This window comes from Vibrio sp. TBV020 (assembly GCF_046056895.1).
Taxonomy (GTDB): domain Bacteria; phylum Pseudomonadota; class Gammaproteobacteria; order Enterobacterales; family Vibrionaceae; genus Vibrio.
Map to the genome: position 1 here is coordinate 1,477,401 of NZ_JBEEAQ010000003.1, position 16,852 is coordinate 1,494,252.

Annotated in this window: 15 protein-coding genes and 4 tRNA genes; 13 read left to right on the plus strand and 6 right to left on the minus strand. The window is 42.9% G+C overall.

The genetic code is table 11. The annotated features are described in order from the left end of the window. Nucleotides 1-73: 73 nt before the first annotated feature. Both yciA and AAFX28_RS14840 read right to left on the minus strand, forming a co-directional pair. Nucleotides 74-466 (minus strand): acyl-CoA thioester hydrolase YciA, encoded by a 393-nt coding sequence (gene yciA, locus AAFX28_RS14835; RefSeq protein ID WP_408688780.1) that lies wholly within the window; start codon nucleotides 464-466, stop codon nucleotides 74-76. Nucleotides 467-674: 208 nt separating this feature from the next. After that, complete coding sequence (locus AAFX28_RS14840; RefSeq protein ID WP_408688781.1) at nucleotides 675-896, minus strand: hypothetical protein; 222 nt, start codon at nucleotides 894-896, stop codon at nucleotides 675-677. Between the two features lie 608 nt (nucleotides 897-1,504). Here AAFX28_RS14840 and ihfA point away from each other — a divergent pair. Then, on the plus strand, nucleotides 1,505-1,801 hold the full coding sequence (gene ihfA / locus AAFX28_RS14845; protein WP_408688783.1) for an integration host factor subunit alpha: 297 nt from the start codon (nucleotides 1,505-1,507) through the stop codon (nucleotides 1,799-1,801). A gap of 127 nt (nucleotides 1,802-1,928) precedes the next feature. On the opposite strand, the gene AAFX28_RS14850 is transcribed toward ihfA, so the two are convergent. Beyond that, entirely contained in the window at nucleotides 1,929-2,249 is a 321-nt protein-coding gene (locus AAFX28_RS14850) for an HI1450 family dsDNA-mimic protein (RefSeq protein ID WP_408688785.1), read from the minus strand. Nucleotides 2,250-2,251: 2 nt separating this feature from the next. Beyond that, entirely contained in the window at nucleotides 2,252-2,818 is a 567-nt protein-coding gene (gene yeiP / locus AAFX28_RS14855) for an elongation factor P-like protein YeiP (RefSeq protein ID WP_408688787.1), read from the minus strand. Between the two features lie 132 nt (nucleotides 2,819-2,950). Here yeiP and AAFX28_RS14860 point away from each other — a divergent pair, with 132 nt between their 5' ends. Both AAFX28_RS14860 and AAFX28_RS14865 read left to right on the plus strand, forming a co-directional pair. Further along, entirely contained in the window at nucleotides 2,951-3,718 is a 768-nt protein-coding gene (locus tag AAFX28_RS14860; protein ID WP_408688789.1) for a nucleotidyltransferase domain-containing protein, read from the plus strand. Nucleotides 3,719-3,830: 112 nt separating this feature from the next. After that, nucleotides 3,831-5,909, plus strand: coding sequence for an EAL domain-containing protein (locus AAFX28_RS14865; protein WP_408688791.1), 2,079 nt, complete (start codon nucleotides 3,831-3,833; stop codon nucleotides 5,907-5,909). Here AAFX28_RS14865 and AAFX28_RS14870 read toward each other — a convergent pair. Beyond that, nucleotides 5,906-8,269, minus strand: coding sequence for a DNA polymerase II (locus tag AAFX28_RS14870; RefSeq protein ID WP_408688793.1), 2,364 nt, complete (start codon nucleotides 8,267-8,269; stop codon nucleotides 5,906-5,908). The genes AAFX28_RS14865 and AAFX28_RS14870 overlap by 4 nt on opposite strands. Nucleotides 8,270-8,593: 324 nt before the next feature. Here AAFX28_RS14870 and uvrY point away from each other — a divergent pair, with 324 nt between their 5' ends. The 9 genes from uvrY to AAFX28_RS14915 all read left to right on the plus strand — a co-directional run bounded on the left by uvrY (nucleotide 8,594) and on the right by AAFX28_RS14915 (nucleotide 14,636). Further along, nucleotides 8,594-9,238 (plus strand): UvrY/SirA/GacA family response regulator transcription factor, encoded by a 645-nt coding sequence (uvrY, locus tag AAFX28_RS14875; protein ID WP_004416227.1) that lies wholly within the window; start codon nucleotides 8,594-8,596, stop codon nucleotides 9,236-9,238. Nucleotides 9,239-9,285: 47 nt separating this feature from the next. Next, entirely contained in the window at nucleotides 9,286-11,115 is a 1,830-nt protein-coding gene (gene uvrC, locus AAFX28_RS14880; protein WP_408688795.1) for an excinuclease ABC subunit UvrC, read from the plus strand. Between the two features lie 78 nt (nucleotides 11,116-11,193). After that, on the plus strand, nucleotides 11,194-11,751 hold the full coding sequence (gene pgsA, locus AAFX28_RS14885) for a CDP-diacylglycerol--glycerol-3-phosphate 3-phosphatidyltransferase (RefSeq protein ID WP_408688797.1): 558 nt from the start codon (nucleotides 11,194-11,196) through the stop codon (nucleotides 11,749-11,751). A 236-nt stretch (nucleotides 11,752-11,987) separates the two neighbouring features. Next, nucleotides 11,988-12,061 (plus strand) — tRNA-Cys (locus tag AAFX28_RS14890). A gap of 3 nt (nucleotides 12,062-12,064) precedes the next feature. Continuing rightward, nucleotides 12,065-12,140, plus strand: a tRNA-Gly gene (locus AAFX28_RS14895). An 84-nt stretch (nucleotides 12,141-12,224) separates the two neighbouring features. Further along, nucleotides 12,225-12,311 (plus strand) — tRNA-Leu (locus AAFX28_RS14900). Nucleotides 12,312-12,342: 31 nt separating this feature from the next. Next, nucleotides 12,343-12,418 (plus strand) — tRNA-Gly (locus tag AAFX28_RS14905). A gap of 259 nt (nucleotides 12,419-12,677) precedes the next feature. Next, entirely contained in the window at nucleotides 12,678-13,145 is a 468-nt protein-coding gene (locus AAFX28_RS14910; protein WP_408690881.1) for a hypothetical protein, read from the plus strand. A 6-nt stretch (nucleotides 13,146-13,151) separates the two neighbouring features. Next, nucleotides 13,152-14,636, plus strand: a complete 1,485-nt coding sequence (locus tag AAFX28_RS14915; RefSeq protein WP_408688798.1) for a diguanylate cyclase — start codon at nucleotides 13,152-13,154, stop codon at nucleotides 14,634-14,636. A gap of 56 nt (nucleotides 14,637-14,692) precedes the next feature. Here AAFX28_RS14915 and AAFX28_RS14920 read toward each other — a convergent pair whose 3' ends face one another. Continuing rightward, on the minus strand, nucleotides 14,693-15,772 hold the full coding sequence (locus AAFX28_RS14920) for a PQQ-dependent sugar dehydrogenase (protein WP_408688800.1): 1,080 nt from the start codon (nucleotides 15,770-15,772) through the stop codon (nucleotides 14,693-14,695). A gap of 225 nt (nucleotides 15,773-15,997) precedes the next feature. Between AAFX28_RS14920 and AAFX28_RS14925 the strand changes: the two genes are divergently transcribed. Then, nucleotides 15,998-16,786 (plus strand): TetR/AcrR family transcriptional regulator, encoded by a 789-nt coding sequence (locus AAFX28_RS14925; RefSeq protein WP_408688802.1) that lies wholly within the window; start codon nucleotides 15,998-16,000, stop codon nucleotides 16,784-16,786. The last annotated feature ends 66 nt before the right edge of the window (nucleotides 16,787-16,852 follow it).

Consider the following 16,852-nt stretch of genomic DNA (forward strand, 5'->3'; position numbering starts at 1 on the left):
GTTTGCTTACTCTACCCGAAATCGATCTGTTTTAAAGCCTTTACGTTGAGATAATTAGACTTCTGCCATCGAGTTAATTGATCGGGCGAGGCTTTCCTTCGGAGTCAATGGCAACATAATTAAAGGTCGCATCGCAAACCATGAAGCGATCTTCTAATCCGTGTTCTTTGACCGGTTTAACCCATACTTCAAGGTCAATACTCATGGATGTACGACCAATACGTGTACATTCTCCGTAGCAGCAAACCACATCACCAACACGAACAGGTTTCTTAAACGTAATACTCGATACTGAAACAGTGACAATACGCCCAGAGGAAATTTCTTTGGCGAGTATGCCTCCGGCTAAATCAAGTTGAGACATGATCCAGCCACCGAAAATATCGCCATTAGCGTTAGTATCAGCGGGCATTGCGAGGGTTCTTAGAAGAAGTTGACCTTTAGGTGTATTCATTTCAGGGCTCATTTTGACATCCGGTACAAACAAAACAGCGACCAAAGAGGCCGCTGGAAAAAGGTATTGTAACAAAACAAGTGATCTATTCGCTAGGGGTTGCGGTGTCGCCACCTTTCGGGATGTGTTTATAGATAACTACATTGACTCCAGTCTAACGAAATATGTTTTATGGACAAAGTGCTACTTCAATGAGCTTTAGTCTCTCAGTGCTCTCATGCTACATAAAGTGCTTGTAGTCTTCTAAATATCCTTCGCTGCGTAAACTATCAACGGTGAATCTAAGCTCGTCTTCACTCATGGCAAAGCAACTCGACTTTCCAGTCATACCATTTAAATATTCGTGATATTCCAGTTCTGTAAAGTGGCCAATTCGGTCGACGAGTAGACTCTTAATACCATGATGAATGAGTCGATAATATGTATGACGTTGAATTTCCATAATGTACCCCTTAACGTCGTGGCAGTGTCGAAACCTTGCCGATATGTTTCTTAATCGGTTTAAAAGCATATTCAGTGCCAGATTAATTCAAAGCAGGATAATGCTATGAATTTACGAAGGATCTGATTGTAGAAGAGGGCGTAAGAAACTTGACACTATGCTACAAGTGAATTTTTTAGAATGAGAATGTAAGTTGAGAGGCAAATTGAGATTCAATTCGACACGCAGAACAAATTCTTCATTTTTGCGATTACTTAGCCCTACCACATACCCAATAGGGGTATTTTGTTTCTCTTTTTACATCAACGGCTTAATTGGCAAAATTGATCTATTTGGTGATTGATACTGAGTGAAGTGTTAGTAATGGTTTAATATTCTGATAATTAAGGTATTTTTAAACTAAGTTTTTAGAAAATATTGATTGGAATAGCATCTATGTCTTTGTTTTAAGTGGTTAAAGTCTTGCCTTTTAATAAAAAAGTTGGCGAAAATCATAAGCTTGGCATACACTTTCCAAAGTAAAGCCGATATGTTGTTGATTGGCTTGGCGAAATGTTTAGGTGCCGCCTAATGGTGGCAATGTTTAACACAGCTTTGAGGAAAGTTTTATGGCGCTCACAAAGGCCGATTTGGCTGAGAACCTGTTTGAAAAGCTTGGATACAGTAAACGGGATGCCAAGGAAACGGTTGAGGCGTTTTTCGAAGAAATTCGTAAGGCACTTGAAAGTGGCGAACAGGTAAAACTGTCTGGTTTCGGGAATTTTGATCTGCGTGATAAGAATGAACGACCAGGTAGAAATCCGAAGACAGGTGAAGACATTCCAATCAGTGCACGTCGCGTAGTGACCTTCCGTCCAGGGCAAAAGCTAAAAGCCCGAGTCGAAAACATCAAGGTCGATAGCTAAATCTTGGTTTCCGAGGTCAGCGTGTCTTTTTGGATATAGATAACGAATACTGTTATCTCTCGGACAAACCCTGATAAAAAAACACCCCGGCAATTGCTAGGGTGTTTTAGTATTCGGCACTTACTAATTAGTCACGTTTCCACAATGCGTGGCAGAACTTATGTTCTGGATCGCGGCTAATCAATAATCTAGCGAAGACGTCATCTAATACATCATTTTCTTCATTAACTAAACCTACGCGTACTTCGGCGTAAACTTCTTTGTCTACGTCAAAACCAACATGCGCAGCCCAATCATCACCAGTTTCAACAAGTTCAGCGGCGCCGCGCTCATCAAATTGTGCTGTGAAGATAATAACGTCAGCAGGCTCGAGATTATCAGGAGCCATTTCTAGAAAGATATCGTAAGCGGTATCAATTGCGTCGTCGTAAGAAATAAGATCAGCCATAATTATGCGCGGCTCATGTACTTACGTTCAGTCGTGTTTATAATGATGCGATCGCCCGTTGCGATGTATTCAGGAACTTGAACGGTTAGGCCAGTAGAGAAACGTGCTGGCTTAGTACGTGCTGAAGCTGATGCACCTTTGATAGAAGGGTCAGTTTCTTCAATCACTAGCTCTACTGTTGCTGGTAGTTCAATACCGACAGCGCTGCCATTAACAAGAATAATGTGTAGACCTTTGATCTCTTCAGTGATGAACTGAAGTTCCTCTTCAATCTCGTCTTGTTTGAATGTGTATTGAGTGTAATCTTCGTTGTCCATGAAGATGTACTCGTCGCCATCAACGTAAGAGAAAGAAGATGCGCGCTTAAACATATCTACAGTTTCAAGCACGTCGTCAGATTTGTAGCGTTCATCAACGCGAGCACCTGTGTTTAGGTCAGTACAACGCAGTTTGTAAATTTTAGCGCCGCCACGACCACCAGGAGTGGTTACTTCGATGTCTTTGATTAATAGTGTTTTACCATTAGATTCGATAGCAAAACCTTTTTTAAGCTCACTTGCCTTTGGCATGAACATTTTCCTTCGTGTGTTAGGGAGTCGGGGCATTATATACCGAGGTAATAAAGGAAGGAATATCTTGATTCATCAATCGGTGTGAGCGAACATTGTAAGCAATCAGTTCATTATATTGTTCGAAATTAGATGCACCTTACCACTATTGACCCTAACCAAGCCTTTCAGGCCCAATATCAGCCCGCTATCGATGATCTCGTGAGTTATCTAAAAAATGGCTTAGGGGAAAATCTTCATAGTCTGTACCTGTATGGTAGTGTTGCACGTAAAACTGCTAGGCCGGGCCAATCGAATATTGATGTTATTGTGGTCACTCATAAAAACTTTAGTGATCTTAGAACAACCTTGTTTAATTCCATCAAATGGCGCTTTCAAAAGGCATACCCATTTGTCACTGAAGTCTCATTCAAAACTGCGTTGGTGGAAGATGTGGCGAGCCTTGACGGAATTCTCTCTTGGGGTTTTCTACTTCGACACTGTTCAGTGTGTATCTATGGTGAAAACCTTTCAGAATGCTTTGGTGATTACGAACCAAGTTGGGAAATCGCTAAACACTGGAATATGGATGTTGAAGATTGGGTTGCTGTGTATCGCAATCGAATTGCTCGAACTGACAAAGATGAAGACCAAGTAAAGGCGCAAAAAATCATCGCGAAGAAGTTACTGCGTGCCAGTTACTCTTTAGTCATGTACAAAGATAAGCAGTGGTTTGATGATCCAATCGAATGTGGAAAACAGTTCTTGAATTACTACCCAGAGAAACAAATTGAAATCGAACGCCTAGGGATTCTGCTTTCTGGTCGAGTGATTGCGAAGCGTTCAGTGATAGGAATCTTAGACAGCTATGGTGATTGGCTGGTCAAGCAGTACAAAAAGACAGAATTTAGGATTGGGTAAATAAACGCTGTACCATAAAATTGCCCATAGATTGATATAGAGCACAGTACATCGTCTAATTCTGGTCTAATCTTAGTTGTTTAGTCTCTAAAGATTTAGCATGGTGCTGTAAGTGCAAAAGGAACAAATGGGACTGTCTCAGCTAAAAGAGGTAGTCGGTGAACAGTTGCAAGCGATCCGGGAAGGATTACTTTGGATACTACCGTGCCTGATGCTCATCTCATTAATTCTCCTTGTGGCATCTATTGGTGAGTTTATTGTCGGTCCTGACACACCTTGGGTCGCCACGCTTAATGAACTGTACCAATTTCTCAAAGATTTATTCCCACTGTTACTAACGGCCGCGCTAGCTTACATTTTAGCGATGAAGTGGCGGCTTCCTCGGCCTCCTGTTGCGTTAGTTTCGATTGTTTACTTAACGCTGTTTCAAAAAATATTTGACTATTCAGACAGCGTACAAGTACTTGAGCTAGTTATCAGCGTATTGACTCCTCTGTACTCGATTCCGCTTCTTGCCTACTGTTATCAAAAACGCGTTTTCACTATTGCTTACAGTCGCCATATTGGCCGCATTGTCAAAGAGTCCCTTAATATGATCCTTCCATCGATCGCGGTTGGATTGGTTGTCATATCGCTGAATGCACTCATTGTTGTTGGTGTTGATGCACTTAAACTCGATAGTATTTGGCACCTTGAATACAAAGATGCTCCTTTGCTGTTTGCGAGTATGTTCGCAGTGGCTAATTCGCTGCTTTGGTTCGTTGGTATTCATGGCTATTATGCGCTACTGCCTTGGATAGAGACTTTGCAACATGCAGTGAGTATTGCAGATGTGGAGCTACTATCTAGCGGCATTACATCGAGTGCAGTGAACTATTCATTTATGGGCGCTTTCAGCTTTATTGGTGGGGCAGGGGCGACTTTAGGGTTGGTTTTCGCGTTACTGATATTTAGCAAGAATAGGGCGCATAGATTGGTCGCGATCGCGAGTCTACCGTTGAGTTTTTTTAATATTAACGAAGTGCTGCTTTTTGGGTTGCCAATCATTTTCAATCTGAGGTTGCTACTTCCATTTATCTGCGCTCCGCTAGTTAATACTCTGATTGCCTATTGGTTTGTATCGAGTGGTTATGTTTCCATCCCTACCGCGATTGTTCCTTTTAATAGCCCAGTTTTTATTAATGCGTTCATAGTGACAGAAGGTGATATCTATGCGTCACTGCTGCAAATTTTTCTAGTTTGTACCTCAGCCGCGCTCTATATCCCATCGGTATTAAAGATGAATCGGGACGCAGAAAATAAGACTATCCATATGACGTCGTTTGACACAACCTATTCTCGTCGGCAAGAAGAAGCGTCTTTGCTGATGGATGATAGAGTGCAACGTGCAGCCAATAGTCGAAAAGAACAGCAGCGACTAGAGCGCCAGTTAGAAACCTTCAGCTCACGGGAGTTCACCTTAGAGTATCAACCACAAATTTGCCATGTGACAAAACGTGTGTGTGGATATGAAGCCTTGATTAGAGCGATTGATACTGAGGGCAATATCCAAAACCCAGGCGCATTTTTACCTTGGTTCGAAAAAGCTGGCTTGATGAAAGACATTGATTTGTGGGCAATAAACCGAGCTGTGGAAGATTTACAGCGTTTATCCAAGTCAGGGTTGTTACACCCTATTAGTGTGAACCTCACGCCGGATACATTGGTTGATCATGAGCTAATGGTGAAGATCACCGAGATCATCAAACCAGTGGCGAATCAGATTCATATTGAAATTACCGAAGAATCTTTGCTTAAGGATAAAGCGACAGTCACGGAGTCAATCGCCGCTTTACACTCGGTTGGGGCAAAAGTGTACATTGATGACTTTGGCTCAGGCTTTTCTTCGCTCAGTTATTTGACCTTGTTTGATATTGATGCGATTAAAATTGACCGCAGTTTTATTAAAACGATTGAGAACGAAAAAGGACGCTGTGTACTGAATGGCTTGATTAATGTCGCAACAGAGCTGCATCTGAGCATTGTCATTGAAGGTGTTGAAACGAAAGACCAATTAAGTTGGATTCCAGAACTTGACCATATCACCATCCAAGGGTGGATTTACAGTAAGTCTTTACCCTGTCACCAGCTAGTGAGCTATGTTGAATCTATGCAGCCAGCTCAAACCGTTCAGGCGCTAGTCCAGAATTAAAATAGCCCTAATTGGGGCTCACTGAGAGTAGCAAAGTCGATACCGATAAAAGGTAGAATAGCTTCGGCAACCGGCTTGAGCTGTTTATCAATATAATGTTGATAGTCAATTAGGTTCTTTTGGTACTCTTTTGGCTCTGGGCCTGATACGGTAATCACATACTCGATCCGACCTTTGTTTTGATATTGTAACGGTCGGCCTAATTGGGCGTTGATCTCATCAGCCATTCGAGCCGCTCGAACTTGTGGTGGAATGTTCTTTTGGTATTCATGTAGCTTTCGGCGTAGCCGTTTTTGATAGATCAGCTTATCGTCATATACACCTGCTTTGGTCTGCTCTACAAACGAGCGTACGTAATCACTTGGGTTGTCACCTTTAAAAACCATCGCATAAAGTGTCTGTTGGAATTCTTGAGCAAGAGGAGTCCAGTCGGTACGAGCACTTTCTAAGCCTTTAAATATGATTCGTTCATTATCACCTTCTCCGATTAAACCAGCATAGCGCTTTTTGGAGCCCGTTTCTTGGCCACGAATGGTCGGCATAAGGAACTTACGATAATGGGTTTCATATTCTAGTTCTAGTATCGAGTTCAGGTTGTACTCTTCCTTTAGGTGTCGAGTCCACCAGGTGTTGATGTAAGTAACAAGCTCATTGCCAATCGTGTCGGCCTGCTGCTGCGAATGTTCGCCATTTAACGATACAAACGTCGAATCTGTATCTCCGTATATAACTTGATAGCCTTTTTCTTCGATGAGCTTTTTAGTCTGCTTCATGATTTCATGCCCACGCATGGTAATACTTGAAGCGAGCCTAGTGTCGAAAAAGCGGCAACCAGAGGAGCCTAAGACGCCATAGAACGAGTTCATGATGATCTTTATTGCTTGAGAAAACGCTTTTTCGTTGTTTTTCTTTGCGACATCCCGTGCGGCCCATAAGTGCTCGATCATTTCTGGTAAAAAATGGCGAGAGCGATGAAATTGCCCCCCACGAAATCCCGGTACAGCCTGATTGTCTTCGTTGCCAATATCGAGCTGAAGACCTTCTATCAAACCCATAGGATCAATCAGAAAGCTGCGGATAATCGACGGGTATAGGCTCTTAAAGTCTAATACCAATACGGAGTCATAGAGATCAGGTATCGAGTCCATGACATAGCCGCCAGGGCTCGCAATCCAGTTTTCAGGATGCAAATTGGGTGCTACGTAGCCTGCGCGATGGATTTGAGGTAGATACAAGTTAGTGAAGGCGGCAACTGAGCCTCCAACACGATCCAACTCTACTCCGGTTAATTTGGCACGTTCGATGGCAAATTCGAGCAAATGTGTATGAGCAAAGATCTTGTTCACTAACACACAATCTTGCAGATTATATTTTGCCAATGACAGCTTGTCGTGACGAAACATGTGATTGATCTCGTCCATGCGGTCATGCACATTGTGGATCTGTTTACCTTCGCCAAGAAGCTCTTGAGAAACTGACTCTAAAGACCAGCTACGAAAATGATAGGTCGCGGTTTTTAGGGTATCTATACCATCCATGACGACTCGACCAGGAATAGAGATAAACGCTTGTTGAGTTGTATTTGAGGTTCTAAAGTAACTGCTTTGCTGCCCTCGGCCAATGACGAGCTTAACCTTGTTCCATTCTGCTCTTTTATGCAGTAATCGAAAGTCAAAGTCGATGACATTCCAGCCAATAATCACGTCTGGGTCAAACTGCTGGAACCAGTTGACCATCGCTTGGAGTAACGCTTTCTCGTCCTTCACCCACTCAATCGGAGTATCAGACTCTTGGGGCTCGCCGATCATAATGACTCGGTTGTCCATTGGGCTCGCAAGACCTATCGAGTAGAGTATACCTTTCTCTGAACACTCAATATCCAGAGAAACCACATTCAGCTCGGGAGTGTAATCACCTTGACGGCATTTAACGTCAGAGTAGCTAAGATAATTCCCTCTCGGTTGCTTATTACCTGCAAATTCAAGGCTGCCCTTAACAAAGCGCTCCATTAAGTAGCGGTCAGCAAGGCGAATATCATCTTCCAGAACGGTAATATCATGTTGCTTGAGCACATTACCCAATTGCTGAGATTGCTTGGTAAGCGAACTATAACAAGCTGCGAGAGGTTCTAACGAAAAGCTTTTGAGCTCTAGAGGCTTCCAGTCCACCGTAATGGAATGTTGCTGAGCAAGGGCTTTTGACTGTTCTAAATCCTTTTGGTGGATGAAAAACACCGGTTTCTCGCCTTGAATGACGAGTTGTGTTGGCCCTTGAGGAGTAGATAACCAAAGGTCAATTTGAGTTTGACCATTAATGTCACGAGCTTGACGAGTAAGTAAGAAACCGCTTTGAATAACCATGCTAATAATGCTTAATGAGGTAATACGGAAACTGACCCGCAAGCTAAGATTAACACATGCTGCGCCACATAAATAGAATCTCAAACGGCGTCGTTACTGGTGTGCGATAGATTCAGTTAGAATTAATAAAACCGTACATAACTTATTGATTAATAGATTGATTGCAACTTAAGTGGCATATATGAAAATAAGTACTTGCTAAAGTTTGCGTTTCAGCACATATTCAGAGTAAGCAAATTCTGAAATTTGAGTTAAACTAGGCAGCTATGCTGTAGTCCACAATTTGTGGGTGCAGAGCCAATATAAAAGTGTGGAGATACAAGTTTGATAAATGTTTTCCTTGTAGATGATCACGAGCTGGTTCGCACAGGGATACGACGTATTATTGAAGACGTCCGTGGAATGAACGTAGCAGGGGAAGCTGAAAGCGGTGAAGAAGCAGTAAAATGGTGTCGTAGCAATCATGCAGACGTTATTTTAATGGATATGAACATGCCGGGCATTGGTGGTCTTGAAGCAACCAAGAAGATCCTGCGTTTTAATCCTGATGTGAAAATTATCGTTTTAACTGTTCATACGGAAAATCCGTTTCCAACTAAAGTGATGCAAGCAGGAGCCGCTGGCTACCTGACTAAAGGCGCTGGCCCTGATGAAATGGTCAACGCAATTCGTATGGTGAATAGTGGCCAACGCTATATTTCACCTGAAATTGCTCAACAAATGGCACTAAGTCAATTTTCTCCGGCATCGGAAAACCCGTTTGCTGATTTGTCTGAGCGTGAATTGCAAATCATGATGATGATTACCAAAGGGCAGAAAGTAACTGACATTTCTGAGCAGCTAAACCTGAGCCCTAAAACGGTGAATAGCTATCGTTACCGCCTGTTCAATAAATTGGACATCAGTGGTGATGTAGAGCTGACTCACTTAGCTATTCGCCATGGCATGATTGATACCGAAACACTATAGGGCATCATTACCATCGCAATTCTACTAAGCCAATTCACGGAGTTGGTATGAGCCAATTTGATTCGGCTTCTTTTCTAAAAACCGTGACTAACCAGCCTGGCGTTTATCGTATGTATAACGCCGAGGCTGTCGTTATTTATGTCGGTAAAGCCAAAGACCTAAAAAAACGCCTATCTAGCTATTTTCGAGTAAAAGTAGATAGCGAAAAAACACGCGCATTAGTTAGCAATATCGATAAGATCGATGTGACGGTGACTCATACCGAAACAGAAGCGTTGATCTTAGAGCACAACTATATCAAGCAATACTTGCCCAAATATAATGTGCTGCTCCGTGATGATAAATCTTACCCCTATATCTTTGTTAGCGGCCACAAGCATCCTCGACTGTCTATGCATCGTGGGGCGAAAAAGCGTAAAGGCGAATACTTCGGTCCTTACCCCGACTCAGGTGCGGTTCGAGAAACGTTGCACCTTTTGCAGAAAATATTTCCTGTCCGGCAGTGTGAAGACACCGTTTACGCCAACCGTACTCGCCCATGTTTGATGTATCAAATCGGTCGTTGTGCTGCCCCATGTGTGAGCAGCGTGATTTCAGACGAAGATTATGCAGACTTGGTTGAGCTTGTACGCTTGTTCCTTCAAGGGAAAGATCAGCAAGTATTGAGCACCTTAGTTGAGAAAATGGAGCAAGCGAGCCAATCACTAAGGTTTGAAGATGCCGCGAAGTTCCGTGATCAAATTCAGGCGATTCGCCGCGTCCAAGAGCAGCAATTTGTTTCTGATGATTCGATGGAAGATATGGATGTACTTGGCTTTGCTCAAGAGAATGGTATTGCTTGTATCCACATCCTAATGATTCGTCAGGGTAAGGTACTCGGAAGTCGTAGTCATTTTCCAAAGATTCCAAACAATACGACTCAACAAGAAGTCTTTTATTCCTTTTTGAGTCAATACTATCTGAGCCACAATGAAGCGCGTACCGTGCCAGCTAGAATCATTCTCAATAGTGGGCTGGTGGATGAGACTAAGTCGTTAGAAGAAGCCTTGTCAGGTATTGCAGGACGTCGTGTCCATTTCCATATCAATCCAACCGGCACGCGCGGCCGTTATTTGAAACTGTCGAATACTAACGCTCTCACAGCGATCACGACCAAGATCAATCACAAAATGACGATCTCTCAGCGTTTCAAAGAACTCAGGGATTTACTGGGTATGGAAAGTATCTCTCGTATGGAGTGTTTTGATATTTCGCACACCATGGGAGAGAGCACGATAGCATCTTGTGTGGTGTTCAATCATGAAGGCCCGGTTAAGCAAGAGTATCGTCGTTACAATATCTCTGGCATCACGGGTGGTGACGATTATGCCGCGATGGGGCAGGCATTAGAGCGTCGTTACTCTAAGCAGCTCGAAGTGGAAAAAATACCTGATATCGTGTTCATTGATGGTGGTAAGGGGCAGTTAAATAGAGCTCATGAAATCATTTCTCAGTACTGGGGCGATTGGCCGAAACGACCTCACCTTATTGGTATTGCGAAAGGGGTCACTCGTAAACCAGGATTGGAAACTTTGATTACGGTTGAGGGGGATGAGTTCAATTTGCCAAGTGATGCGCCTGCGCTTCATTTAATGCAACACATCCGAGATGAGAGCCATAACCATGCAATAGCAGGGCACAGAGCGAAACGTGGAAAAACAAGAAGAACCAGTGCTTTAGAAGGCATTGAAGGGGTAGGGCCGAAACGTCGTCAAGCGTTGCTGAAATACATGGGTGGTCTGCAAGAACTCAAGAGAGCAAGTGTAGAAGAAATCGCCAAAGTGCCGGGTATCAGCCTTTCTTTGGCAGAAAACATTCATCAAGCATTGAAACAATAAGAAAAATCCCGCACCATAAGAGCCCTGTTTGAAGCACCAAATAGAGCAATACGCAAACAAAAAGAGCCTTTTAAAAATATGCGTTTAAATATTCCAAACATCTTGTCTTTGTTGCGACTTTTCTTGATACCAGTATTTGTCGTTGTTTTTTATCTTCCTTATAGCTGGTCTCCTTTCGCCGCAGCAATGGTGTTTTGGGTTGCAGGCTTTACGGATTGGCTCGATGGCATGTTAGCTCGTAAGTTGGGCCAAACCTCGCGTTTTGGGGCATTTATTGACCCTGTTGCAGATAAAGTGTTGGTTGCTACAGCGCTTATCCTCATTACTGAACATTACGCTTCCATTTGGGTGACTATTCCCGCAGTTACCATGATTGCACGTGAAATCATTATTTCAGCACTGCGAGAGTGGATGGCTGAAATCGGCAAACGTGCCAGTGTCGCAGTGTCATGGGTTGGCAAAGTTAAGACAGTGAGTCAGATGTTTGCGTTATGGGTACTTATCTGGCGTTATGATGATTGGATGATCTGGGTTGGTTATGCAGCACTGTACATCGCGACGATTTTGACTTACTGGTCGATGGCTCAATATCTAATGGCAGCCAAAGATGATTTGCTCGACGAAGAACATCATTAAATGAAAAAGCGGACTCCGGTCCGTTTTTTTGTATCTGCTTTTTAAATACTTCAATTAAGTCAGCGGTTTTTAAGTTTTATTTGCTAGAAAACTCATCAATTTGAGCGATTTTGAACGTTAAATAGACAAACGATTCAAAAAATAAAAATTAGTGTTGACTCATTAGTTCGAATCCGTAGAATGCATTCCGTACCCAAGAGGAACGACGTGAAAACGGTTTCGATTGGGAGTGTGAAGGCGTGTTGGCAGAGTGGCTATGCAGCGGATTGCAAATCCGTGGACCTCGGTTCGACTCCGGGACGCGCCTCCATTTGCGACACTAGCTCAGTTGGTAGAGCGCAACCTTGCCAAGGTTGAGGTCACGAGTTCGAACCTCGTGTGTCGCTCCAAATTTTTGGATAGCGAATTTTAGTTCGATATCAAGATGGTGTTTTACTTAGTTCAGTAAAGGCATCACAAATTTAGATTTGTGTGCCCTGGTGGTGGAATTGGTAGACACAAGGGATTTAAAATCCCTCGGCGTTCGCGCTGTGCCGGTTCAAGTCCGGCCCGGGGCACCATCTATCTGCTAATAAATTAGCAAAAACAATTGCGACACTAGCTCAGTTGGTAGAGCGCAACCTTGCCAAGGTTGAGGTCACGAGTTCGAACCTCGTGTGTCGCTCCAAATTAAAGCCCTAGCAGAAATGCTGGGGCTTTTTCGTATCTTCCTCTTTTTCTTGCCTTCAATCTCTAACTCTTAGTGAGCACGGTCTCTTCTACAATCATTTAGGCTGATTATTGCGCATACTTTTAATGAATTTATTTTTAAATCGAATAAAATAGCCTCAGTTTATAAATATGCATCACCCATATGAGTGAGAGGATTAAGAGTGGATAGACAAAATGGTCTACTGAAAGTTTTTCTGTTCGTTGTATCTCTGTTTATGACTCCGGTAAGAGCAGAGTCTATAGCTTCTTTTCCTCCCGATTTTTTAGATTGGCCAGTAGTGAAAGAGTCCGCGAATTTACCGGCAGATGCGATTCTTCCACCGAACACTTCTCTTTTTATCCAAGAGTCTGTACGTGCTTATAGCTGGATCAATGACGGACAAGGTTCGCCTCTGACGATCAGAGTCAATCCTAATAAGTTAGAAGAATATAAAACTCATGGACCCTATAGTGATGGCCCTACGGCTGTAGCAGTGTCAGAAGCTCAAGGTATTGTCTGGGTGACAGAACATATTGGCGGCGAGGCGGTATACGGTAGTTATAATCGTCAGGGCGAGGATATTAGTCATCAGCATCCATCTTTGAAGCCAGCTTTCTGTCAAAGCTGTCACTCCACGTATAAAGATATTTGTATCAATGGAACATGTGCTGAGCCAGTTCTTGATATCTACAGTGAGCGATAAAGTTAGTTGAAGCTACAAAAATTACCTAAAAAATTCGTCACCAGACTGTCGATCAACCAAATGTTGGTCGTATCTCATTTGTTTTTGGTTGTGATTTTAATTTCTGGTTTTAGTTACACGCGCTATCAGAGTGAATGGCACCGTCATATTGAATATTCGGCTAGCCTAGCAAAACTGACCCTCGCTCCTCATATCTCATTCATATCAAATTCAGTCGCGGGTATTAACTACGCGAATTTGACCATGCCTGCGACAAAAGAAATGTTCTCATCCATTGAAGGGTTAGAATTTCTCGACATAACAGGGCGGTCGGATTACTCGGGGCAGAGCATTCATGTTAGCTATTTTAAGCGCTTTGAATACTTGTGGCGTGCTGACGTTAAACAAGCCGAACTACAAGAGCTAGAACAAAAAATCCATGAGCTGAATGATCGAATAGAATCTACAGACGCGGATAATTCAGTTCGACACAAAAAACTCAGGTTCATTAAAAATAGAATGACGCGTGAGTATGATGCGGTGGCCGAAAGTATCTATATTTCTGACAATATTTATATCCCGTGGCAAAAAACACCCGTGAACGATGACAGCTTTTACTTAGATGAGGGGCTGTGCACCTTGAACGTTATTCTTCCGCTTAGAAATAAGAATGGCGGTGAAGTGTGGGCAGTATTCGACGCAAGTGAACTGACAGAGTTACAGAACTCTCTGGTCGAAGAGATCATCGCCGAAGCTATCGTCGCACTCGCTATCTCTCTGGTGTTGATTGGTTGGGTGTCTCATTGGATTGTCTCGCCACTCAAATCCTTGGCTGAGCACATGCGTTCAGATAACACCAGTGAAAACCTTATCGCACTTGGTGAATGGGACCGCAGTGATGAGATTGGTCAATTGGCCAAAGCATATCATGGGTTGCTGACTAAACTGGATAATCAACTCAGTATATTGCGTACGCGGTCAGACACTGATCCGCTGACTGGTTTAGGATCGCGTTACAAATATTCTCGGACAGCTATTCCCTTCATTAAGCGTCACTTTGCAAAAGGACATCATGTCGGATTGATCATCTGCGATGTGGATAATTTCAAAGCCTTTAATGACATCTATGGCCATACGGAAGGGGACAATGCGTTATCTCTCGTTGGTGCCAAAATTAATGAAATTGCCAGAGATAGTGACTTAGCGTTTCGATACGGTGGTGAAGAGTTCGTGCTACTTTGCGCGAGGCCAGAGATGAGCCAGTTGCTCAACTTTACTGAAAGATTAAGAAAAGAGATCGAAGGGCTCAATGTTGTTCATGACGGGAATGCTCCATACGATTGTTTAACTGTCACGGTAGGTGGCTCTGTAGCGACGCAAATTGACATTAATGAGCATTTCATTACCCATCAAGAACTGCAAGATTCGATGTTTAATGTCGCAGATAAAGCGCTATACGTCGGTAAGCAAAACGGACGTAACCAAGTCACTTGGGCGGGCTGTAAAGAGTAAACAGCCCTTAAACAAGGTTTCATTAATACTTGAAGCGAATTGGGTTACTCTTCTCTTTAGCTGTCGCTTTTCAATTGGTAGATTTTTCCGCTATCAGTACTAAACACGATCTCCCCGTTAGGTAGACTCTCAATGTCTCTAATTCTTTCACCGAGATCTTCTAGGATTCTTTGCTCTTTGACGACTTCAGTACCTTTTAGGGTTAAAACGTTGATATGAGTAAGCTTCAAGGCACCAGCGAGTAGTTTTCCATTCAACTGTGGGTGTGTCTTTCCTCGATAAAGAATCAGTGAACCAGGAGCAATTGAAGGAACGTAGACCTTTTTCGGTGATTGAACGCCTTCTTTTTCTTGTGAGTCACCAACGGAAATGGGTCCCCAATACTCTTTCCCGTGTGAGGTAACAGGCCAACCGTAATTTGCCCCTCTCTCAATTAAGTTAATCTCATCTCCGCCTCTTGGACCATGCTCTATCGACCATAACTGTTTGGTTTGGTCATCGTAGAACAATCCTTGGGGGTTTCGGTGACCATAACTCCAAATTTCGGGCTTTGCTTGGTGCTCTTTGATAAATGGATTATCGCTGGCAGGCTTACCCTGTGGCGTTACTTTTAAAATACTGCCAGCGTGTGTGGTTAGATCTTGCCCGTTGCTTCGCTCACCTCTGTCGCCAATGCTGAAATAAAGAGACTCCTGATCAAATGTGATGCGGCTACCAAAATGCCTGCCACCATCTGCACCGGATTGAGTCACGATAAGATCTTGCCAACCAGACAATTTTTTTTCTTTATAGGTTGCAACGCTTAATGTGGTTTCAACGGTATTATTAACTTGCTTAGCGTACGTAAAATAGACCAACTCATTGTTAAAAGGGGAGTAGGCAATATCTAACAATCCACCTTGCCCATAAACGTAAGCGCTTGGGTGTTTTCCAATGAGGGCATATGTGTTGTCACTCAAATCGAGTAGACCAACTTGACCATTTTTTTCGCTGATCATTAACTGGTTGTTTCCGACGTAAGTAAGCCCCCAAGGAATATTTAGTCCTTCAACAATTGGTTCAGCGCTCCAGTTATCTGCAAGAGCAGAGAAAGAGATAGCAAACGGTAAGGCGGTTGCACTAATAAGGTATTTCATTCCAAAGTCCATTTCTCATATCAGATTAAGCAATAGTAGCATTTATGAGAATTCATCACTGTCACAAATGTTTTTTATAAATTCGCTTGAAGTGATCAATATATGCGCTATTATGACGAAGTGTCAAAAATGACGAAACGTCACAAATGTGCTTTATCACGTTGTTGTGATTCGTGTTACAATTAGAACGTTAAGGAGTAACGGATAAATATGGATTAATTGATCATGTTTGGCTTTGGCTGCAATAAAACTGATAAACAAGATGGTGCTGGCTGTCGTTTTGGGCGTACCAAGAAACAGCAAGCTATCGCAGATAGAGAAGTAGAATTAACCCTTTTAGCTAAGTCTTTAGTTCAGAAAGAAGGGTGGAGTAATTTGTCTATGGATAAGCTGACGTCAGCGAGTTCATATTCAAAAGGGACTATCTATAATCATTTTTGCAGCAAAGAAGATGTGATCATTGCGTTGTGCATTCACTCCTTGAAAAGTGAAGCTATCTTGTTTGCACGAGCGGCTGAATTTGAAGGCAATACTCGTGAAAAAGTGATGGCAATGCATGTTGGTTATCGAATTTACGCGCGAATGGAGCCGGTACTTTCTACTTGTGCAATCATGGCTAAGAGCCCATGGGTACTAGAAAAAGCATCTCCTGAGCGAGTGAAAGAGTTGAATGAGTTAGAAGAACAAGTGATTGGCAACGCTGATCAACTGGTTAACTTCGCAGTAGAACAAGGTGACTTGAAGTTCTCACCTGGTATCGGATCTGACGCGATTGTTTTCGCCAACTGGTCGATAGCTTTTGGTTCTAACGCACTGACTCAGAATGCTTCGAACAGCCATTGTATCAAACGCATTCAAGATCCATTCTCCGTTTTACATAACGCCAATATGTTGCTTGATGGACTCAACTGGAAACCGCTATCAAGTGAGTGGGATTACCGTAAGACTTGGCAGCGAGTAGAACAAGAGTTGTTCGCTGAAGAGATCGAATACTTACAATCCGTTGGGCGTTAAACACTCAGATAAAAAGCCCTTATGGGCTTTTTAAAGCAACGTTTATGACGAACCGTCAATAAATGA

Excerpts from the sequence above, each read along its gene's own strand:
- yciA (WP_408688780.1), bottom strand. The coding sequence starts at position 466 with ATGAGCCCTGAAATGAATACACCTAAAGGTCAACTTCTTCTAAGAACC.
- AAFX28_RS14840 (WP_408688781.1), bottom strand. The coding sequence starts at position 896 with ATGGAAATTCAACGTCATACATATTATCGACTCATTCATCATGGTATT.
- ihfA (WP_408688783.1), top strand. The coding sequence starts at position 1,505 with ATGGCGCTCACAAAGGCCGATTTGGCTGAGAACCTGTTTGAAAAGCTT.
- AAFX28_RS14850 (WP_408688785.1), bottom strand. The coding sequence starts at position 2,249 with ATGGCTGATCTTATTTCTTACGACGACGCAATTGATACCGCTTACGAT.
- yeiP (WP_408688787.1), bottom strand. The coding sequence starts at position 2,818 with ATGCCAAAGGCAAGTGAGCTTAAAAAAGGTTTTGCTATCGAATCTAAT.
- AAFX28_RS14860 (WP_408688789.1), top strand. The coding sequence starts at position 2,951 with ATGCACCTTACCACTATTGACCCTAACCAAGCCTTTCAGGCCCAATAT.
- AAFX28_RS14870 (WP_408688793.1), bottom strand. The coding sequence starts at position 8,269 with ATGGTTATTCAAAGCGGTTTCTTACTTACTCGTCAAGCTCGTGACATT.
- uvrC (WP_408688795.1), top strand. The coding sequence starts at position 9,286 with ATGAGCCAATTTGATTCGGCTTCTTTTCTAAAAACCGTGACTAACCAG.
- pgsA (WP_408688797.1), top strand. The coding sequence starts at position 11,194 with ATGCGTTTAAATATTCCAAACATCTTGTCTTTGTTGCGACTTTTCTTG.
- AAFX28_RS14910 (WP_408690881.1), top strand. The coding sequence starts at position 12,678 with ATGACTCCGGTAAGAGCAGAGTCTATAGCTTCTTTTCCTCCCGATTTT.
- AAFX28_RS14920 (WP_408688800.1), bottom strand. The coding sequence starts at position 15,772 with ATGAAATACCTTATTAGTGCAACCGCCTTACCGTTTGCTATCTCTTTC.
- AAFX28_RS14925 (WP_408688802.1), top strand. The coding sequence starts at position 15,998 with ATGTTTGGCTTTGGCTGCAATAAAACTGATAAACAAGATGGTGCTGGC.